Below are 20338 nucleotides of genomic sequence, written 5' to 3'. Positions count from 1 at the left end.
CCTCTAAAATATGCTATAATAATACCAAAAGATAAAGAAGGAAAATCTATGATTAAACTACTAGCCTTGGATATGGACGGAACCCTCCTAAATGAAGCCAAGGAAATTCCACAAGCTCACATCACTGCTATTCACCAAGCTATTGAAAAAGGTGTCAAACTGGTTCTCTGTACGGGTCGCCCGCTTTTCGGTGTCCTCCCCTACTACAAAAAACTAGGGCTTGACCTCCAGAATGAGTATGTTATTGTTAACAATGGTTGCTCAACTCACCAGACCAGTGATTGGAGTCTGGTTGATTGGCAAGAACTCAGTCCAGCAGACATCGAGTACCTCTATGACCTAGCTGAAAAAAGTGATGTTCAGTTGACTCTTTTTGATGAGGAACATTATTTTGTCCTCGGTGGCAAGCCCAATCAAGTCATTGAAAATGATGCTAAACTAGTCTTTTCAGACCTGACTGAAATTTCTCTTGAGGAAGCGACTAGTGGCAAGTACCGTATGTTCCAAGGGATGTTTTTGGGGACAGAAAGTCAAACAGACGATTTTGAACAGCGTTTTGCTGGGGAACTCTGTCAACGATTCAGTGGAGTTCGTTCACAGCCTGTCATTTATGAAGCTATGCCACTTGGTACGACAAAGGCTACTGCTCTTTCTCGACTAGCAGAGATTTTGAAGATTGATTCCTCAGAGATTATGGCCATGGGCGATGCTAATAACGATATCGAAATGCTCCAGTTTGCTGGGCTTGGGATTGCAATGGGAAATGCCAGCGATTATGTCAAATCCCTTGCTGATGACGTTACAGCAAGCAACGAAGAAGATGGCGTTGCGCGTGCCATTGAGAAATATATTCTATAATTAAGAAGCCCAGTTCGTGTCAACTGGGTTTTGATATTTAAGAATTCCTAAAACTTTAGAAACTCTTTAGAAATCCTTGAGCTTTCTTTGATTTCTATACTTTATACTAAAGTTAACAAAATAAATTAAAAGGAGAGAATCATGAAAACAGTACTTGACATTCATGGATTGTCCAAAAACTTTGACAAACAAGCTATTCTTCAGGATCTTCATCTAACAATAAGAGAGGGAGATATTTATGGACTTATCGGGAAGAACGGAGCTGGGAAAACCACTTTGATAAAAATCATTACGCAACTACTCTTTGCGGATAAAGGAACAGTTTCCCTCTTTTCTAGTCAATCGGAAAATGAGTGGACCAAGGCTCTATCTCGAGTAGGTTCTGTTATCGAATCACCTGTAGCTCATAATCACTTAACAGCCTATCAAAATCTGAAATATTACTGTATGATTCGTCATATTCCAAATGCTGATCAAGTCATTCGAGAAACGCTGGACTATGTAGGTTTGTCAGATACAGGTAAGAAAGTCTTTCGTGATTTCTCGCTAGGAATGAAGCAAAGACTTGGCATCGCTATTGCCCTTCTCTCCAAACCAGACTTCCTAATCTTAGATGAACCTATTAACGGTCTTGACCCAATCGGTATCAAAGAATTTCGTCTGATGATTCAACGGCTCAATCAAGAAAAAGGAATCACCATTCTCATCTCTAGCCATATCTTGTCAGAACTCTATCTCCTAGCTAATCGCTTTGGTATTTTAGATCAAGGAAAGATTATCCGTGAAATCAGCAAAGCTGAATTTGAAACACTAAGTGAGGATTATATTGTGCTTAAGACAGCTGATAAAGAGAAAGCTTGCCAAGTATTGAAAGAACAAATCCAGCTCCAGTTCAAGGTTGTTAATTCAGAAAACGAAATCCACATCTTTGGTCAGGAACAAGATGTTAAACAGATTCTTAAGGACTTAACCTTGGCAGATGTCGCTATTGACGAGATTTACTACGCCCGTCAAAACCTAGAAGAATACTTCACTCAATTGGTCGAATAGGAGGAAAATTATGATACATACCATTCAAGCAGACTTTTACCGTCTTTTCCGTTCCAAAGGTTTTTGGATTACAGAGATCATTCTCTTTTCTCTCATGCTAATGGGCGCAAGTATTGGAGCTACTGGCCATCTGATGGCAATCCAGACAGAAGAGCCAGAAATTCCAACCCATGGTTGGGACGGTGTACAAGCCCTGATTAACGCATCTAGTCAAGGTTCAAACCTCGTTTTTCTCTGTATTATTCTAACTTGTCTAGTTCTCGGTGTTGATTTAATCGGAAAGCTCTATAAAAATAGTTTGACAGTAGGTGTTTCTCGTACAGAATTTTTCCTAGCTAAATCCTTTGTAGTGGCTTGTATTGCACTTTTGCAACTTATCATCAGCCTTGTAATTGCCTTTATTCCAGCAACTATCTTAAATGGATTTGGAACCATGCCTGATGGCTTTATTGGCAATCTACTGATAACCATTTCCCTTCAATTCCTTTGCCTCCTTGCTTGGCTTTCCATTGTTTCCTTTATTCTCTATGTGAGTCATTCTTATCTTGCAGTATTTATTGGTTATTTGGTCAGCTCTATCTTGCTTTCTATGCCAATGCTTATTTTTCCAAGTATCAAAATTTTGCCATATTTATCATTGCAGTTTTTCTATGCCATGACTGCTAATAGTGAATCCATTTTCTATACCCTTATAGTTACCTTAGCTGTTATTGTAATTTTTAATATAAGTGGACTGACAGTTTTCAAAAAGAAAAGTCTATAAAAAACTTCAAGCAGGTAGAGCCTGCTAACTCATGATAGAAAAAGAAGTTCACCTTGAAGTTTACCTTATAATAAAGATGAACAATACAAATCCGTGGTCTTTATAGTAGATTGAATCTAGAATTGCACAATATCGCTTCTAAAATATTTTTAGAAATTACTTTAAATTCCTTAATCAATTTGTTTAGATTCTATTTCAATCTACTATACTGTAGCTCTTCACAATACCTTAGATTAGGTGGTAGAAAAACATGTCACACATGTCTTTTTTCAAATCATGACCACCCGTCAAACGGGTGGTTTGTCCCAGGGCTATAAGCCCAAATTACCAGCCAGCGCCTAAAGACGCTGGTTTTCACGTTGTTCAAGCCTGATTGCTCTTGACTCGTCACTTGCCTCTCAAAGAGGTTTTAGTATTACTTACCACTATCCCTAAAGGGACCCTCATATTCTTTTACACTTAATTTATCTAGTGCTATATCATGCTTTACTCGTTCTCGAATTTTCATACTCGTGAAGAAATCATCCACTGGATAATTTCTTTAATCTTGAATATATTTCTTAATTGTGGCTTCATTAAGTCCCACTGTACTCACATAATAACCTTCTGCCCAGAAATGCCGATTCCCAAACTTGTATTTGAGGTTGGCGTGTTTATCAAACATCATGAGTGCACTTTTGCCTTTTAAATAACCCATGAAACTTGAAACACTTACCCTCGACTAACATATGTACATGATCAGGCATCAAGTGACCCTCGATAATTTCAACTCCTTTATAACTACACAAGCGATGAAATATTTCGCCTAAACTATTTCTATATTGATTATAGATGACTTTTCGTCTATACTTAGGGTTGAGCATAATGTGATAGAACAGTGCCACTTTGTGTGTGATAAACTATGAGCCTTTTGTGCCATATTTTTGACTCTTTCGCTTTACAATTGCCTTGAAGAGCTTTATTGTATCGCGTTTGGAGTTTTTTGGGTACAACCTTTGATGCGTACCTGCATAGCGGGTGGTTTTTTTGTCTCGCACCTAACGGAGCGAGACGGACTGAAAGTCACATAAGAAAAAAGAAAGGACGAAATTTGTCCTTTCTTGAGTTTAGCTTGTCTGCAACCCTCTACAGTTGACAAAGAGCCTTCTTTTTATATATCTGTCAATGGTGTTGCGGTATCTGGTGAGGTATCATAAACCTTAAAGTCTACTCCAACTCCCAGATCAGCTTGTGCTAGCTGATTGACCATGGTCATGTGAGCCAGTTCCTTGATATTATTTTCTTTGGATAAATGCCCAAGGTAAATCTTCTTAGTACGATTTCCTAGCGTCCGAATCATAGCTTCAGCACCATCCTCGTTAGAAAGGTGACCGAGATCCGATAGGATTCGTTGTTTGAGTCGCCAAGCGTAAGATCCTGCTCTCAAAATCTCCACATCATGATTAGATTCTATAAGATAGCCATCCGCATTTTCGACAATGCCAGCCATACGATCGCTAACATAACCTGTATCAGTCAGCATGACAAAACTCTTGTCATCCTTCATAAAGCGATAGAACTGCGGTGCGACTGCGTCATGGCTAACACCAAAACTTTCGATGTCAATATCTCCAAAGGTTTTGGTTTTGCCCATTTCAAAGATATGCTTTTGCGAAGAATCCACCTTGCCAAGATACTTGCTATTTTCCATAGCCTGCCAGGTCTTTTCATTGGCATACAAATCCATACCATACTTGCGAGCCAAAACACCCACTCCGTGGATATGGTCTGAATGCTCATGTGTAATCAAGATGGCATCCAAGTCTTCTGGTTTGCGATTAATTTCAGCAAGTAGGCTAGTAATCTTTTTACCAGACAAGCCTGCATCCACTAAAAGCTTCTTTTTCGGGGTTTCCAGATAAAAGGAATTTCCACTGGAACCCGACGCTAAAATACTGTATTTAAAGCCTATTTCACTCATTCTAGTCTTCTACTTCGTCCTCCCATACTTCTTCTTTCACTGCATCCTTATCATAAGGGAGCACAATGGTGAAGGTTGATCCCTTACCGTATTCACTCTTGGCCCAAATAAAGCCCTTATGTTGTTTGATAATTTCTTTAGCAATTGCTAGTCCTAGACCCGTACCACCTTGGGCACGACTTCTGGCACGATCCACACGATAAAAACGGTCAAAGATACGTGGCAAATCTTGCTTTGGAATCCCCAATCCCTGGTCAGAAATAGACAAAATCATCTGATCATCAGTCGTCTTCATGGTCACTGTGATTTTCCCGCCATCCGGCGAATACTTGATGGCATTGTTAATAATATTGTCAATCACCTGTGTCATCTTGTCAGTATCAATTTCAATCCAGACAGAGGTAATTGGATAATCTCTCACCAATTCATATCTTTTCTCTTCATCTGGTCCCCTCATCTTATCAAAACGGTTAAGAATAAAGGTAATAAAAGCAGTGAAATTAATCATCTCTACATCCAAATGACTGGTTGCATTATCAATACGTGAAAGATGGAGAAGGTCTGTCACCATCCGCATCATACGGTTAGTTTCGTCTAGAGAGACCTTGATAAAGTCTGGTGCGACAGGTTCTGATAAGGCTCCTTCATCCAAGGCTTCAAGATAAGATTTCACACTAGTTAGAGGCGTCCGTAGCTCATGACTAACGTTGGAAACAAAGAGCCTCCGTTCGCGCTCTTCCTTCTCCTGCTCCGTCGTATCGTGTAAAACAGCAACCAAACCAGAGATAAAGCCAGACTCACGACGGATCAAAGCAAAACGTACACGAAGACTCAGATATTCACCATTACCATCCTGAGAATCAATCATAAGCTCAGGAATCTGGGTGATCAAATCGCGAAGTTCATACTCATCTTCAATCTTAAGCAATTCTAAAATACTTTTATTAAGAACATCTTCTTTCTGAACGCCTAATTGTTTCTTAGCCATGTCATTAATCATGGTAATCTTACCACGACGATTGGTCGCAAGGACTCCGTCTGTCATGTAAGAGAGGATACTGTGCAATCGTTTACTCTCTTGTTCCAGATTTTCTTGGGTCAAACGGATTACTTCTGATAAATCATTGAGATTATTGGTAATATTAGTGATTTCAGAGCTTCCCTGCATATCCAATACCTGAGAATAATCTCCTGCAATCAGGTCCTTTACCTTTTGATTGATTTTCTTCAACCGAATATTATCCCGACGATTTTCTAGTAAAAGCAAGGTCACCACTAAAATAAAGCCAAGTAGAATGAGGACAAAGATAAAATCACTAGTTAAAACTGTGTCTTTAATTAGTTTAATCATTATTTCTCATATAATAACCAACACCGCGACGTGTTAGAATATACTCAGGACGGCTTGGTGTGTCTTCAATCTTCTCACGCAAACGTCTAATAGTTACGTCGACTGTTCGAACATCTCCGAAATAGTCATAACCCCAGACAGTTTCAAGCAAGTGTTCACGTGTAATCACTTGACCGATATGAGAAGCCAAGTGGTACAAGAGTTCAAATTCACGGTGGGTTAAATCTAGTTCTTCACCATATTTTTTAGCCACGTAGGCATCTGGTACAATTTCTAAATCTCCAATTTGGATAGGCTGAGGTTTGCTGTCTCCTTCCTGCTCATCTACTGGCATAGGCTGAGAACGACGCAGAAGTGCTTTAACACGCGCCTGCAACTCACGATTTGAGAAGGGTTTTGTCACATAGTCATCCGCCCCAAGCTCTAAACCGATAACCTTGTCAAATTCGCTATCTTTAGCTGAAAGCATGATAATAGGCACACTACTTGTCTTGCGAATAGTCTTCGCAACTTCTAAACCATCAATTTCTGGAAGCATCAAATCCAGAATAATAATATCTGGCTGCTCTGCTTCAAATTGTTCTAGGGCTTCACGACCATTAAAAGCAGTTACAACTTCGTAACCTTCCTTGGTCATATTAAACTTGATAATATCCGAGATTGGTTTTTCATCATCTACAATTAATATTTTTTTCATTTGTTCACCTTTTTCTCTACTATTATACCAAAAAAATAACAAGAAGACACAATAGCTAGTCTTTGCTACTGTCTATATTGGCTTTTGCATAAGCCTGCCAGATTTTTTGTTGGGGTTTTGCAAGTGGAACATCCTTAAACTCTTCTGGTGAAAGCCAGCGAACTTCCCTATCTGAAAAGTCATGGAAGTCACTTACCTGACCTGCTACAATTTGAACATGCCACTTGCGATGACTAAAGACATGCTTGACAGTCTCAAAACAACCATCAAGCCAATCAACATCTAAGTCATAGTCCTGCTGGAAACTCTCTTCTGGACTTGGACCAAAGTTCATGTTTTCTTCCGCAACCTGATGAAAGAGGTCAAACTGCTCCTCTTGCGGAAACTCATCTACTTCTATCAAGGGAAAATGCCAAAATCCTGCCAACAACTTTTCACTTTCATTTTTTTCAAGTAAAAATTGTCCTTGAGTATTTTTGACCACCAAGGCTTTAAGATAAATAGGAACAGGCTTTTTCTTTGGAGCCTTAATTGGATAACGGTCCATGCTTCCATTCTGATATGCCGCACTAAAATCCTTCACTGGACTCTCTTCTGGCCTAGGATTTACAGGGGCCTCAATATCAGATCCTAAGTCCATCAAGGCTTGATTAAAGTCACCTGGCCGTTCTGGGTCAATCAGAATTTCCATCATTGCCTGAAAAATTTTGCGATTACTTGGAATCCCAATATCGTGATTAACTTCAAATAGACGCGCCAAGACACGCATGACATTACCATCTACAGCTGGCTCAGACAAGTTAAAAGCAATACTGGAAATAGCTCCTGCTGTGTAGGGACCAATTCCTTTCAGGCTGGAAATTCCTTCATAGGTGTTTGGAAATTGGCCACCAAAATCAGCCATAATCTGTTGAGCAGCAGCCTGCATATTACGAACTCGAGAATAATAGCCCAAACCTTCCCAAGCCTTCAACAAACCTTCTTCAGGCGCAGTTGCCAAACTTTCCACTGTTGGAAACCAGTCTAAGAATCGTTCATAGTAAGGAATAACCGTATCCACCCTAGTCTGCTGGAGCATAATTTCAGACACCCAGATATGATAAGGATTTTTACTTCTACGCCACGGTAAATCTCTTTTATTTTCATCATACCAAGTAAGAAGTTTCTTACGAAAAGAAACAATCTTCCTCTCTGGCCACATAACGATACCATATTCTTTCAAATCTAACATATCTCTAGTATAACACAGAAGATTTCACCTGTCTTTTTATCTGATTTATAATATTTTCAATAGATAGTATATGATTTTTCTTTCTACTTAAATATTTGATATGATTACAACTGAAAATCAATAAAATATCATAGAATGCGATTATCCACCTTCAGGGTTTGATTTTGAGACAAATAAACCATAAAGACTCATCTCTCTTATAAAACGATGAAAATGCAGGTTGATATCATCCTAAAACAAGTGAAAAAATGAAAAATAAAAGCCTATTGACCAAGCTAGAAAGCTTGATACAATAGGCTTTTTAAAGGCTAATTATTTAACAGCGTCTTTAAGAGCTTTACCAGCTTTGAATGCTGGTACTTTAGAAGCTGCAATTGTGATTTCTTTACCAGTTTGTGGGTTGCGACCTTTACGTGCAGCACGCTCACGAACTTCAAAGTTACCAAAACCGATCAATTGAACTTTTTCACCAGCTGCAAGGTAGTCAGCTACTGCTGCAAATACAGCTTCAACTGCTGCTGCTGAGTCTTTCTTAGTCAATTCTGTAGCTTCTGCTACTTTAGCGATCAAATCTTGTTTGTTTGCCATGTTAACGATTCCTCCAATTTATTTTCTAATTAACAAGTATAATCATATCCTAAAATCCCTTTTAGGTCAAGTTAAAAACGCTATTTCTTCCCATTTTATTTATTTTTTTAGGAGTGGTAACGTACCAAAATAGCCCAAGCGTTTTCACCCGTGTGAGTTTGAATAATAGATCCTGTTTCCAAAACTGAAATTGGCTTTTCAACATAGGCTTGTAAGTTTTCTTTCATCTCTTTTGCCCAATCAGCACTACCAGAATATGAAATTCCAATCTCTGCTACAGAACGTTCAGAGAGAGATGCTGTCAACTCATCCAACCATTTTTTAAAAGTTTTAGCTCCACGACCTTTAACAATTGGCTGCAATTCATGGTCCTTCATCTGCATGACAACACGGATATTGAGAAGTGAACTCAACAATCCGGTTACACGGCCAATTCGTCCACCTTTGACAAGATTTTCCAAAGTTGAAACGCCAATATAAAGTTCTGTGTGGTTTTTAACCTCTTCTACATGAGATAAAATGGTCTCCATGTCTTTGCCTTCTTGAGCTAATCTCGCAGCCTCAACAACTTGGAATTTCAAGGCTTGATCTGTAAAAGAGCTATCAAGAACAGTCACATCTGCAGTAGATAGGCTAGCACCTTGACGCGCTGCTTCTACAGTACCAGAAAGGGCATGGGACATATGAATAGCAAGAATCTGGCTACCATCTTTGCATAGGTCTTCAAACACTTCAGCAAAGACACCTACAGGTGGCTGACTTGTTTTCGGAAGATTCTTAGCTTCTTGCATCAACTGAAGAAATTTACCTTCTTCTTTCAAATCCGCATCAGAATAAACAACATTATCAATCATTACAGATAATGGAACAATTGTAATATTTAATTGCTTTACTAGTTCAGGTTCAATAGTAACAGATGAATCAGTTACAATCTTAATTTTTGTCATAGTATCAATCTTTCTATTTTAGGATTCAGATTGGTTTTCTCACTTCTAATTATATCAAAAAAAGATTGAAAATCCTAATGGAGTCATTCAATTTTTTCTTAAAAATTTGATATAATCTACTTATAAGAAAAGAGGTGTCCTATGATTAAAAAAATTTATCCCGTTTTAACCATTTTACTAGGTGCTGCCATTTATGCTTTTGGGCTAACTTATTTTGTAGTTCCTCATCACCTCTTTGAAGGAGGAGCGACAGGTATTACCCTCATCACCTTTTATCTTTTTAAAATCCCTGTTTCCCTCATGAACCTGCTGATTAACATTCCCCTTTTTATCCTAGCTTGGAAAATATTTGGAGCAAAATCTCTCTATTCTAGTTTGCTCGGAACCTTAGCCTTGTCTGCCTGGTTGGCTTTTTTTGAGCGTATTCCCCTTCATATTGATCTGCAAGGTGATTTACTGATTACAGCCCTTATAGCTGGGATTCTATTAGGAATTGGGCTCGGAATTATCTTTAATGCTGGTGGGACAACTGGCGGAACTGATATTGTAGCTCGTATTCTCAACAAATACACTCATATATCCATGGGGAAACTACTCTTTATCTTAGATTTTTGTATTCTTATGCTTATCCTCCTCATCTTCAAGGATTTGAGATTGGTTTCTTACACGCTCTTATTTGATTTTATCGTTTCTCGTGTTATTGACTTGATTGGTGAAGGAGGATATGCAGGTAAAGGCTTCATGATTATCACAAAACGTCCTGATCAACTTGCTAAGGCGATTAATGATGACCTAGGAAGAGGTGTTACTTTTATTTCCGGTCAAGGCTACTATAGTCAAAAAGATTTGAAGATTATCTACTGTATTGTCGGTAGAAATGAGATTGTGAAAATGAAGGAAATGATTCATCGAATTGACCCTCAAGCCTTTATCACGATCACAGAAGCCCATGAAATCCTTGGAGAAGGCTTCACCTTTGAAAAAGAATAAAAAGAGGTAGTGTAGTGACCTCAAAAGTTAGACTAAATCATCTATCTTTTGGGTTACAGACAACCTCTTTTTTAATTACTCAAACTCTTAAGACCAATTGCGAGCTACTTCTTCATCTGCCTTTAACTGATCCACTAATTGATCAACTGAGTCAAATTTGGTCATATCTCGAATGCGATCAAGCCAATAAACCATGACGGTTTCACCATAAATATCTTGATTAAAATCAAAAATATTGACTTCAAAACGTGCTTCTTCTCCATCAAAGGTCACATTTTTCCCGACACTAGCCATAGCACGATATTTCTGTCTTTGGATCTCAACATCAACGACATAAACACCATCTGCTGGCATATAAGTACGGTCTAAAAGCACCAAATTCGCTGTTGGATAACCAATCGTGCGACCTCGAGCATTGCCATGAACCACCATACCTCTTGATGGAAGCGGTGCCCCTAAAAGTTCTCCTGCTTCTTTCACATTTCCGTCTAAAATAGCTTGACGAATACGAGTTGAACTGATCTTTCCTTTCTCATCTTCTACAGGTGGAACAATGATAACTTCTCCATCAAAGTAATCCTTTAAATCTTCTGCCGTTTTTTTGTCAGAACCAAATGTATAATCAAAACCTGCAACAATAATTTTGGCATTCATAGCCTTGATATAGGTTTCAAAAAATTCTTCTGCCGTGAGACTAGCAAATTGACTACTAAAATCAAGAAGATATAATTCTTCTACACCTTCGCGCTTTAATTTTCTTTCACGTTCAGCAGGATTCAAAATATGTAAAAATAAATCCGGATGATAAGGCTCTAAAGCAATCTTTGGAGATTCATTAAAGGTCATAACTACGATAGGTAATAAATCCTTTCTCGCAGCCTTATTGGCAACACGAAATAATTCTTGATGCCCCTTATGTATACCATCAAAATAGCCAAGAACTACAACTGAATCAGATGGTGTGCCAATATCTTTATGGTTTTTTATAGGAATAGTAATAATCATAAAATAATTATATCATAGTGATAGCTATTTCTGGAATAGAAAATCTGAAATGTCGTTTTTTAACCTGAAATAACCATTTTTGCAAAATGCAGCACCGTGTAAACATATATTGACTCTGATATACTAGAATTACAAAAAAGAGGAACGATTGACATCATAAGCCATTCCCAATTTATTCTTATAGCATCACAATTTAGAGTCATTCTTGAGTGAAGAACTGATAGTTGAATAGTCTGCACTAATATCGTAAAAACCAGCGTCTTTTGACGCTGGTTAATAATTTATTCTCAAATAAAGCAGAGCCTAAATGGCTTCTGTGACAAAACTTCTACTTTCAAGTACCTTAAGCATGGCATCTGCTGTATCCAAGGCTGTAAAGAGTGGAACTCCATGTTCAATGGCTGAACGGCGGATTTGCTCACCGTCCTCGTCTGCTGTACGTTTTGTTCCAACGGTATTGACGATGGCTTGAATTTTCCCTTTGCGTACAAAGCTCGGAATATCCTTTTCATCATCACCAATTTTCCCTACCAATTGGGCCTTAAGACCATGATTTTCAAAGAAGGATGCTGTTCCTTGAGTTGCCAAAATCCCGTATCCAATCTCTTGGAAACGACGAGCCAATCCCAAAGATTCTTCCTTGGCATCATCAGCGATGGTAAAGACAACATTCCCAAAGGTTGGCAAGTGAAGATAAGAAGCTTCAAAGGCCTTGTAGAGGGCTTTTTCAAGAGTCGTATCAGAACCCATAACTTCCCCTGTTGACTTCATTTCAGGACCGAGCAAGCTGTCTACTTTCGCTAGCTTGGTAAATGAGAAGACTGGCGCCTTGATATGAACACGACTGCTTTCTGGATAAAGTCCATCCTGATAACCAAGTTCTTCAAGACTTTGACCAAGAATTAACTTAGTTGCAACCTGAGCCATCGGGATATTGGTTACTTTTGATAGGAATGGAACAGTACGGCTGGCACGTGGATTGACCTCAATAACGTAGACTTTCTCATCCTTGATGACAAACTGAATGTTCATCATACCAAGACAGTTAAGGCCGATTGCTAGGCGTTTTGTGTAGTCTGCAATCGTTTCTTGCACTTTTTGAGACAAGGTTTGTGGAGGGTAAACAGCCATGGAGTCACCTGAGTGGACACCAGCGCGTTCGATATGTTCCATGATACCTGGGATGAGGACATTTTGTCCATCTGAGATAGCATCTACTTCACACTCTTGACCGACGATATAAGAGTCTACAAGAACTGGATGATCTGGACTTGCCTTAACGGCTGTGCGCATGTAAGAACGGAGATCTTCTTCGTTTTCTACAATTTCCATAGCACGTCCACCCAAGACATAAGAAGGACGAACAAGGACTGGGAAACCAATCTTTCGGGCTGCAAGTACTGCTTCTTCTTCGTTTGTAGCAGTCTGTCCAGGTGGCTGTGGAATATTCAAGTCTTTGAGAGCTTGTTCGAAGAGGTCACGGTCTTCGGCACGGTCTAGGTCAGCAACCTGCGTACCAAGGATAGTCACACCTGCTTTAGCCAATGGCTCAGCAAGGTTGATAGCTGTTTGACCACCAAACTGAACGATAACTCCTTTTGGTTGCTCCAAGTCAATGACGCTCATAACATCTTCGAATGTCAATGGTTCAAAGTAGAGCTTATCTGATACAGAGAAGTCTGTTGAAACAGTCTCTGGGTTTGAGTTCATGATGATGGCTTCGTAGCCAGCAGCTTGAATAGCCTTAACCGAGTGAACAGTTGCATAGTCAAACTCAACCCCTTGACCGATACGGATTGGACCAGAACCTAGGACTAGAACGGATTCCTTATCAGACTTGATAGACTCGTTTTCCCAACCATAGGTTGAATAGAAGTATGGTGTTTCAGAGTCAAACTCTGCCGCACAAGTATCTACCATCTTATAAACTGGAACAATCTTGTTTTCCAAACGAAGTTGGCGAACGTGATCAGCGGTCGTTTCCCATAGTTCAGCAATCTTACGGTCTGAGAAACCATTGAGTTTGGCTGTTTTCAAGACTTCTAGATCTTGTGGATGAGCGCCCAATTCTTGCTCAATTTCAAAGATGTGCAAGAGTTTATCAAGATAAAAGATATCGATTTTTGTAAGTTCTGCAATTTCTTCTGGTGTGTAACCACGGCGAATGGCTTCTGATACGTAGAAGAGACGGTCATCCTGTGCCTTTACAACCTTTTCAATCAAGTCATCATCTGAAACACTGGCAAGTTCTGGAATCTCGTTATGATGAACACCGATTTCAAGTGAGCGACAGGCCTTAAGAAGTGATTCTTCGATGTTTCGACCAATCGCCATGACTTCTCCTGTCGCCTTCATCTGTGTTCCAAGACGACGTTCACCCTTTTCAAACTTGTCAAATGGGAAACGTGGAATCTTGGCAACCACATAGTCAAGAGCAGGTTCAAACATGGCATAGGTTGAACCTGTAACTGGGTTGATAACTTCATCTAAGGTCAAACCGACAGCAATCTTAGCAGCCAATTTGGCAATTGGATAACCTGTCGCCTTAGATGCCAGGGCTGACGAACGTGATACACGAGGGTTTACTTCGATGACGTAGTACTTAAAGCTATGTGGATCAAGGGCTAGCTGAACGTTACATCCACCTTCAATCTTGAGGGCGCGAATAATGCTCAAGCTCGCATCACGTAGCATTTGGTTTTCATAATCTGACATGGTTTGGGCAGGGGCAAATACGATGGAATCTCCTGTGTGAATTCCGACTGGATCAAAGTTTTCCATGTTACAAACAACCAAAGCATTGTCAGCTGAATCACGCATCACTTCGTACTCAATTTCCTTGAAACCTGCAATTGAACGCTCAATCAAACATTGGGTAACAGGTGACAATTTCAAACCATTTTCAGCGATTTCACGCAATTCTTCCTCGTTGGCACACATACCACCACCAGTACCACCAAGAGTAAAGGCTGGACGGACGATGACTGGGTAGCCAATTGTTGCTGCAAAGGCAACAGCTTCTTCGACTGTGTTGACAATTTCAGATTCTGGAATTGGTTGGTTGAGCTCTTCCATCAACTGTTTAAAGAGATCACGGTCCTCCGCTTGGTCGATGGCAGATAATTTAGTTCCCAGAAGCTCAACACCAAGCTCATCAAGGATACCATTTTTAGATAATTCCATGGCCATGTTGAGACCTGTCTGACCACCGAGTGTTGGTAGCAAGGCATCTGGACGTTCCTTACGAAGAATTCGTGTCACAAACTCAAGTGTAATCGGTTCAATATAAACCTTATCAGCAATTTCCTTGTCCGTCATGATAGTTGCAGGATTTGAGTTAACCAAGACAACTTCATAACCTTCCTCTTTCAAAGACAAGCAAGCCTGGGTCCCAGCGTAGTCAAACTCAGCAGCCTGACCAATAATAATCGGACCAGAACCAATCACCATAATTTTTTGAATATCAGTACGTTTAGGCATAGTTTATGATACAAAGCCCGTAAAGAACACAGTGAAAATAGGAAAATCGGTGCAGACGCCTTTAGCGTCAAGACGATGTTTATCTTTTTCACACAGTTCTTAGGGCGTGTTCACTTCCGCGAACAATGTATCTTCTCCTTTCTATTCGGCAACTCTCAGGTTGCCATTAAATAAATTCTCCGACGATTTTTTAGCGAAACGATACTTTTCGGTAAAAAATCTAGTGCAGGGAGTTTTTAGTTCGCCTGATAGCGACTAAAAGAAACGACCTGCCTTTCTATTCGTCGCCTCTCAGGGCGACATTAAATAAGATACAAAGGACGAATAGAAAGCGATTGAATTTTAGGAAACCAAGGAAGGATTGACAATCCAAATTGGTTTCTCTAAATTCCGAGCTTTCCGTCCGTGTTCAGTTACGTAAATTCTCTGACGAGCTTTTACTCGTTCTTAGTTTGATTGTTTAAAAGCTTCCATCATCTCGATAAACTCATCAAATAGGTAGCTTGCGTCGTGTGGACCAGGGGCTGCATCTGGATGGTATTGGACAGAGAAAGCAGGTTGGTATCTGTGACGCACACCTTCAACTGACTTGTCATTGATTTCTTCGTGGGTAATGATCAAGTGCTCTGGTAAATCCTCACGGCTAACTGCATAACCATGGTTCTGGCTGGTGAAGTCTACTCGTCCTGTAGCAATTTCACGTACTGCATGGTTAAAACCACGGTGACCAAACTTCATCTTGTAAGTCTTAGCCCCGTTTGCCATTGCAAAGAGTTGGTGCCCCATACAGATACCAAAGATTGGAATTTTTCCTTGTACACCGCGAATCATGTCGAGTGCCTGTGGAACATCTTCTGGGTTACCTGGACCGTTTGACAACATAACTCCGTCAGGATTGAGATGGAGAATTTCTTCAGCCGTTGTCGAATAAGGAACAACTGTCACGTTACAATTTCGCTTAGAAAGCTCACGTAAGATTGAGTGCTTGAGACCAAAGTCCACTAGCACCACGCTCAAACCAACTCCTGGAGCTGGATAGGATGTTTTAGTAGAAACCTGCTTGATATTGTCTGTCGGCAAGACTGTCGCTTGGAGCTGGTCCGTCACATGGTCCATACTGTCCCCAACATGAGTCAAAGTTGCACGCATCGTACCATGCTTACGGATAATCTTGGTAAGTGCACGCGTATCAATCCCTGAAATACCCGGAATTTTCTTGGCTTTCAAAAATTCATCTAGCGTCATTTGGTTGCGCCAGTTGCTAGCTCTACGTGCTTCTTCGAAAACAACAACTCCCTTACAAGTTGGAATAATGGATTCGTAATCATCACGGTTAATTCCATAATTTCCTACCAAAGGATAAGTAAAGGTCAAGATTTGTCCATTATAAGACTGGTCTGTAATGGATTCTTGATAGCCGGTCATCCCTGTATTAAAGACGATTTCGCCTGTTACATCAATATCTGCTCCGAAGGCCTTGCCTTCAAAAACTGTGCCATCTTCTAATACTAGAAGTCTTTTTGTCATATTTTCACCTCTCGTGGACGCTCACTGGCGTCTTTTAACGTCTTGTGTTTTAGTTGGCGTTTCTACTCGCCAGTACGGATTCTAAGATTGCCATTCGAACAAAGACACCATTGGTCATTTGTTGGACAATCCGTGATTTTGGTGCTTCAACCAAGTGGTCTGCGATTTCTACATCACGGTTGACTGGAGCTGGGTGCATGAGGATTGCTGTTTCTTTCAAACGGTCATAACGTTCTTGAGTCAAGCCATGTTGGGCATGGTAGTCGTCTTTTGAAAAGACAGCTCCACTATCATGGCGTTCATGTTGCACACGGAGAAACATCATGACATCCACCTGATCAATGATTTCATCAATAGTTACAAACTGTCCATAGTCTGCAAACTCTTGACTTCTCCATTCCTCAGGTCCAGCAAAATAAAGTTCTGCACCTAAGCGTTTCAAAATCTGCATATTGGATTTGGCAACGCGTGAATGGTCCAAGTCACCTGCAATCGCAACCTTGAGACCCTCAAAGTGGCCAAATTCCTCATAAATAGTCATCAAATCAAGCAAGCTCTGGCTAGGGTGTTGACCCGAACCATCTCCACCATTGATGATGGAAGTCGTAATCGTTGGACTTGCAATTAACTCTCTGTAGTAATCAACCTCTGGGTGGCGAATCACACAGACGTCCACTCCTAGAGCAGACAGAGTCAAAATGGTATCATAAAGTGTCTCCCCTTTATTAACTGAACTAGTCTTCACATCAAAGTCAAGTCGTTCCAATCCCAGTTTAATCTCTGCTACTTCAAAGGACTTATGCGTCCGTGTAGAATCCTCAAAGAAAAGATTGGAAACAATCGGGTGGTCTTCATAGGGAAGCTGGGCTCCATTTTTAAACTCAATTCCTCGCTTGATCAATTTCATCACTTGATCAACAGTGAGGTCTTCCATGGACACCACATGGTTCAATGCTTGTTGATTTTCTGACATGGCTACTCCTTTAGCTTTCTAAGCTTCTTCAGTAATCAGAACTCTGTCTTGGCCATCAAGTTCTGCCATCTCTACGATGATTTCTTCAGAACGACTAGTTGGGATATTTTTTCCAACATAATCTGGACGGATTGGCAATTCTCTATGTCCACGATCGACTAGAACTGCTAAACTCACGCGCGCAGGACGACCATGACCGACAATATTATCAATAGCAGCACGGATAGTACGACCTGTATAGAGCACATCATCCACCAAGATAACCTCACGGCCTGTCACATCAACAGAAATCAAAGAAGTATCTTCTCCGCTTTTAACGTCATCACGGAAAGGTTTGGTGTCCAATTCCACAACAGGAACTGAGAGATTTTCTAGTTGCTCCAAACGTTCTTGGATACGGTGGGCGATAAAGACACCACGAGTTTTAATACCAGCCAAGACGATTTTATTCAAATCTTTGTTGCGTTCGATAATCTCATAAGTAATACGCGTAATCGCTCGTTTGACGGTCAATTCGTCTACAACTTCTTTTGTCTTCATGACAAACCTCCAAAAAGAAAAGTCTCCTTAAACAAGGAGACTTGAAATGTATAGCTAAGCGAGCCCTACTGCAAACAGTATAGACTTCACCCTTCTACTTTATCGAGCTCCTTGCCTGCCTCACGGGACAGGTTTAAAGGAATATTTAGTTACCAATTACTATAGCACAAAGCATGCTTAAAATCAAGCAAAAACTTTTGATGATTCATCTTATAAATTGCTAAAATCATATAACTGTGGGTACTGGTCACACTCTGGATTTTTAGGATGGCAAATGGCTCTTCCAAAATAAATCATGGCCTGATGAGCTGCTAACCATTGCTCAGGTGGCAAGATATCCATGACACGCTTTTCCACCTCAAGCGGTGTCGCTGATTTTTTGACAATATCATGGTGTTTGCAAATACGCTCCACATGAGTGTCCACTGCAAAAGCTGGAATTCCAAACCCCACACTCATAACAACATTGGCTGTCTTGCGACCAACCCCTGCTAGACTCTCCAATTCCTCACGCGTCTGAGGGACTTGACCATCAAAATCGTCTAGTAACTGTTGTGCACATTTTTTAAGGAATTTAGCTTTATTTCGATACAGTCCCAGGCGAGAAATGTGTGAGGCAATCTCACTCTCTGTCGCTACAGACATGGCTTGTGGCGTTGGAAAGGCAGCAAAGAGACCTGGTGTGGCCTTATTTACCGCCGCATCCGTTGTCTGAGCTGACAACATGACCGCAACCAATAGTTCAAAATGATTGGTAAAATCAAGACTGGGCTTGGCATCTGGGAAGAGGGCAATGATTTCTTCTAGCACTTTTCGCGCGCGTTTCTTTGACAAAACCATTATTCGTCTCCATCAAATAGTCCTTGTAAGCCAGCAAAAGGACTGTTTTCTTCTTTCTTAACTGCTTGTTGAGCTTGGTATTCTTCCTCAGTCATGATTTGCCAGTCATTTCCTGAAACAAATCCGTGACCAGCTTCTTCTTCAGCCGTCAAAACCTTGATAGGGATATTAAGCAGGATATTGTCTGACACGCTCTCAGCAAGGTCAAGTTCTCCATTTTTGATAGGCAAGACCAAATCATCGTCTAAAACTTCCTGATCTAGCTGGTTAGCTGCGTCTTCCATGAAAACTTCCGTGACTGGATAAGATTCAACTAACTCAACTGGCTCCATACTACGACTTGAAGCAAGGACAATGGTATAAGACAACTGATAATCTAAGAAATACATACGGTCTTCGTACTGTACTTTCCCAACAGCAAGGATATCTTTTACATCTAAAATTTCTTGATTACGTGCACGCAGGTCTGCGGCTAGGTCTAAGGTTTGTTCAAAATGCAAGCCTTCAGACTGCTTACGAATTTCTTGAATATTTAATTTCATACTTCCTCCATAAAGATTTACTCTCTTGATTATACCATGAAAAGCCTACAAATCAGCACACCAAACTTTGAAATTAAAATTCGATTTTTTAATATGTTTGCTATAATATTTTTGTTTTTTTAGTGCTATACTATAGGCAAGAATACATCAGAGCAAGGAGGATGCTCACATGAAAGACAAAGAACTCATTACTAATGCTTACCAACTCCTATCCGAGTTATACTCTTCGAAAATCTCTTCAAACCGCGTCAACATCGCCTTGCCGTACTCAAGTATAGCCTGCGGCTAGTTCCCTAGTTTGCTCTTTGATTTTCATTGAGTATTAAATAAAAGTTTCCAAAGCTACAAACAAGGAACGGCAGATGATATTCGACTGCAAGAGCTGCTAAATACTACTCTTCAAGAACTCAAAAAAGCGGAAAAGTTGAACAACAGTATCTTAATAGACATTGAAAAATTTTACCAACGTACCAGTCTTCTGATAGGTCTCGGTAGCCTAAAACTGAACGATCAAGCTCGTACTGCTTGGCGCAACTATGACAAGTTCCATTACGAGCATGTCAAACACGTACTAACTCTATATGGACCTGTTTTCAGCTTTTCTTTTAGAGTTTAGAATTTTTTATTTACTATTGACAAAATATACTTAAAGGTATAGGATAGAGGTACTAATACTCGGAGGTAAGGGAGACATGAACAACTAAGTCTATCAAATAAAGAACTTTATTTAGTAGATCTTGTTTTTGTCTCTTTTTGTGTGCTCTTTTGGTACTAGATTTTCTGGTACTTTATCCTCTTTGAAAATTAAAAAACTAGAAAGCTAGCCATTTGCTCCTCTTGGGTTGGATAGGGGTAGACTGACCTAGTTTGATGGAATTTTTGACTTGGATAATGGAGTTTTTAACGGTGACTTTAGGCTCTACTAGATAAAGTAGGCTCTTTGTCAACTGTAGTGGGTTGAAAAAAAGCTAATCTCGAGAAAGGACAAATTTAGTC

Annotated in this window: 17 protein-coding genes and 2 pseudogenes; 5 read left to right on the top strand and 14 right to left on the bottom strand. The window is 40.1% G+C overall.

Annotated features, from left to right (window positions below):
* Positions 1 to 48: 48 nt before the first annotated feature.
* The 3 genes from ADI86_RS02910 to ADI86_RS02900 all read left to right on the top strand — a co-directional run bounded on the left by ADI86_RS02910 (position 49) and on the right by ADI86_RS02900 (position 2671).
* Positions 49 to 858, top strand: coding sequence for a Cof-type HAD-IIB family hydrolase (locus tag ADI86_RS02910; RefSeq protein WP_049531716.1), 810 nt, complete (start codon positions 49 to 51; stop codon positions 856 to 858).
* Between the two features lie 141 nt (positions 859 to 999).
* On the top strand, positions 1000 to 1908 hold the full coding sequence (locus tag ADI86_RS02905) for an ABC transporter ATP-binding protein (protein ID WP_049531715.1): 909 nt from the start codon (positions 1000 to 1002) through the stop codon (positions 1906 to 1908).
* A 10-nt stretch (positions 1909 to 1918) separates the two neighbouring features.
* Positions 1919 to 2671, top strand: a complete 753-nt coding sequence (locus tag ADI86_RS02900) for an ABC transporter permease (protein WP_049531714.1) — start codon at positions 1919 to 1921, stop codon at positions 2669 to 2671.
* A gap of 415 nt (positions 2672 to 3086) precedes the next feature.
* Here ADI86_RS02900 and tnpA read toward each other — a convergent pair.
* The 7 genes and pseudogenes from tnpA to ADI86_RS02865 all read right to left on the bottom strand — a co-directional run bounded on the left by tnpA (position 3087) and on the right by ADI86_RS02865 (position 9445).
* Positions 3087 to 3590 (bottom strand): annotated as a pseudogene (gene tnpA, locus ADI86_RS02895) (IS200/IS605 family transposase).
* Positions 3591 to 3821: 231 nt separating this feature from the next.
* Positions 3822 to 4631: an MBL fold metallo-hydrolase gene (locus ADI86_RS02890; protein WP_049531713.1), complete on the bottom strand. Its 810-nt coding sequence runs from the start codon at positions 4629 to 4631 to the stop codon at positions 3822 to 3824.
* Position 4632: 1 nt separating this feature from the next.
* Complete coding sequence (vicK, locus tag ADI86_RS02885; RefSeq protein WP_049531712.1) at positions 4633 to 5982, bottom strand: cell wall metabolism sensor histidine kinase VicK; 1350 nt, start codon at positions 5980 to 5982, stop codon at positions 4633 to 4635.
* A complete protein-coding gene (gene yycF, locus ADI86_RS02880) occupies positions 5975 to 6679 on the bottom strand; it encodes a response regulator YycF (RefSeq protein ID WP_000722067.1) in 705 nt (234 codons plus the stop codon). The genes vicK and yycF overlap by 8 nt, the downstream gene beginning before the upstream one ends.
* Positions 6680 to 6734: 55 nt before the next feature.
* Entirely contained in the window at positions 6735 to 7910 is a 1176-nt protein-coding gene (gene mutY, locus ADI86_RS02875; RefSeq protein WP_049531711.1) for an A/G-specific adenine glycosylase, read from the bottom strand.
* Positions 7911 to 8222: 312 nt separating this feature from the next.
* Positions 8223 to 8498: an HU family DNA-binding protein gene (locus ADI86_RS02870; protein WP_001284637.1), complete on the bottom strand. Its 276-nt coding sequence runs from the start codon at positions 8496 to 8498 to the stop codon at positions 8223 to 8225.
* A 107-nt stretch (positions 8499 to 8605) separates the two neighbouring features.
* The gene (locus ADI86_RS02865; protein WP_049531710.1) at positions 8606 to 9445 is read right to left on the bottom strand and encodes a DegV family protein; all 840 of its coding nucleotides are present in this window, start codon (positions 9443 to 9445) and stop codon (positions 8606 to 8608) included.
* 141 nt (positions 9446 to 9586) lie between these two features.
* Between ADI86_RS02865 and ADI86_RS02860 the strand changes: the two genes are divergently transcribed.
* Entirely contained in the window at positions 9587 to 10435 is an 849-nt protein-coding gene (locus tag ADI86_RS02860) for a YitT family protein (protein WP_000592070.1), read from the top strand.
* An 87-nt stretch (positions 10436 to 10522) separates the two neighbouring features.
* Here the strand turns inward: ADI86_RS02860 and ADI86_RS02855 are convergent, their stop codons facing one another.
* From ADI86_RS02855 to ADI86_RS02825, 7 genes are all read right to left on the bottom strand, one after another.
* The gene (locus ADI86_RS02855) at positions 10523 to 11440 is read right to left on the bottom strand and encodes a bifunctional riboflavin kinase/FAD synthetase (RefSeq protein WP_049531709.1); all 918 of its coding nucleotides are present in this window, start codon (positions 11438 to 11440) and stop codon (positions 10523 to 10525) included.
* Positions 11441 to 11743: 303 nt separating this feature from the next.
* Complete coding sequence (gene carB / locus ADI86_RS02850) at positions 11744 to 14920, bottom strand: carbamoyl-phosphate synthase large subunit (RefSeq protein WP_049531708.1); 3177 nt, start codon at positions 14918 to 14920, stop codon at positions 11744 to 11746.
* Positions 14921 to 15367: 447 nt separating this feature from the next.
* On the bottom strand, positions 15368 to 16447 hold the full coding sequence (locus ADI86_RS02845; protein ID WP_000166853.1) for a carbamoyl phosphate synthase small subunit: 1080 nt from the start codon (positions 16445 to 16447) through the stop codon (positions 15368 to 15370).
* A 49-nt stretch (positions 16448 to 16496) separates the two neighbouring features.
* Entirely contained in the window at positions 16497 to 17420 is a 924-nt protein-coding gene (locus ADI86_RS02840; RefSeq protein WP_049531707.1) for an aspartate carbamoyltransferase catalytic subunit, read from the bottom strand.
* An 18-nt stretch (positions 17421 to 17438) separates the two neighbouring features.
* The gene (gene pyrR / locus ADI86_RS02835) at positions 17439 to 17960 is read right to left on the bottom strand and encodes a bifunctional pyr operon transcriptional regulator/uracil phosphoribosyltransferase PyrR (protein ID WP_033681983.1); all 522 of its coding nucleotides are present in this window, start codon (positions 17958 to 17960) and stop codon (positions 17439 to 17441) included.
* Between the two features lie 210 nt (positions 17961 to 18170).
* A complete protein-coding gene (gene nth, locus ADI86_RS02830; RefSeq protein WP_000244443.1) occupies positions 18171 to 18800 on the bottom strand; it encodes an endonuclease III in 630 nt (209 codons plus the stop codon).
* A complete protein-coding gene (locus ADI86_RS02825) occupies positions 18800 to 19342 on the bottom strand; it encodes a YceD family protein (RefSeq protein ID WP_049531706.1) in 543 nt (180 codons plus the stop codon). The genes nth and ADI86_RS02825 overlap by 1 nt, the downstream gene beginning before the upstream one ends.
* A 322-nt stretch (positions 19343 to 19664) precedes the next feature.
* On the opposite strand from ADI86_RS02825, the pseudogene ADI86_RS11995 reads away from it, so the two are divergent.
* Positions 19665 to 19958, top strand: a pseudogene (locus ADI86_RS11995) (helicase BlpT); the annotation flags it as partial.
* Between the last annotated feature and the right edge of the window lie 380 nt (positions 19959 to 20338).

Origin of the sequence: Streptococcus pseudopneumoniae, assembly GCF_001074975.1 — a bacterium.
Lineage (GTDB): Bacteria > Bacillota > Bacilli > Lactobacillales > Streptococcaceae > Streptococcus > Streptococcus pseudopneumoniae_D.
Note: the sequence above shows the minus strand (reverse complement) of the source record. Positions and strands in the feature narration are given on the sequence as shown.

Coding starts and splice junctions, on each gene's coding strand:
- ADI86_RS02910 (WP_049531716.1), top strand. CDS start 49: ATGATTAAACTACTAGCCTTGGATATGGACGGAACCCTCCTAAATGAA.
- ADI86_RS02905 (WP_049531715.1), top strand. CDS start 1,000: ATGAAAACAGTACTTGACATTCATGGATTGTCCAAAAACTTTGACAAA.
- ADI86_RS02900 (WP_049531714.1), top strand. CDS start 1,919: ATGATACATACCATTCAAGCAGACTTTTACCGTCTTTTCCGTTCCAAA.
- ADI86_RS02890 (WP_049531713.1), bottom strand. CDS start 4,631: ATGAGTGAAATAGGCTTTAAATACAGTATTTTAGCGTCGGGTTCCAGT.
- vicK (WP_049531712.1), bottom strand. CDS start 5,982: ATGATTAAACTAATTAAAGACACAGTTTTAACTAGTGATTTTATCTTT.
- yycF (WP_000722067.1), bottom strand. CDS start 6,679: ATGAAAAAAATATTAATTGTAGATGATGAAAAACCAATCTCGGATATT.
- mutY (WP_049531711.1), bottom strand. CDS start 7,910: ATGTTAGATTTGAAAGAATATGGTATCGTTATGTGGCCAGAGAGGAAG.
- ADI86_RS02870 (WP_001284637.1), bottom strand. CDS start 8,498: ATGGCAAACAAACAAGATTTGATCGCTAAAGTAGCAGAAGCTACAGAA.
- ADI86_RS02865 (WP_049531710.1), bottom strand. CDS start 9,445: ATGACAAAAATTAAGATTGTAACTGATTCATCTGTTACTATTGAACCT.
- ADI86_RS02860 (WP_000592070.1), top strand. CDS start 9,587: ATGATTAAAAAAATTTATCCCGTTTTAACCATTTTACTAGGTGCTGCC.
- ADI86_RS02855 (WP_049531709.1), bottom strand. CDS start 11,440: ATGATTATTACTATTCCTATAAAAAACCATAAAGATATTGGCACACCA.
- carB (WP_049531708.1), bottom strand. CDS start 14,920: ATGCCTAAACGTACTGATATTCAAAAAATTATGGTGATTGGTTCTGGT.
- ADI86_RS02845 (WP_000166853.1), bottom strand. CDS start 16,447: ATGACAAAAAGACTTCTAGTATTAGAAGATGGCACAGTTTTTGAAGGC.
- ADI86_RS02840 (WP_049531707.1), bottom strand. CDS start 17,420: ATGTCAGAAAATCAACAAGCATTGAACCATGTGGTGTCCATGGAAGAC.
- pyrR (WP_033681983.1), bottom strand. CDS start 17,960: ATGAAGACAAAAGAAGTTGTAGACGAATTGACCGTCAAACGAGCGATT.
- nth (WP_000244443.1), bottom strand. CDS start 18,800: ATGGTTTTGTCAAAGAAACGCGCGCGAAAAGTGCTAGAAGAAATCATT.
- ADI86_RS02825 (WP_049531706.1), bottom strand. CDS start 19,342: ATGAAATTAAATATTCAAGAAATTCGTAAGCAGTCTGAAGGCTTGCAT.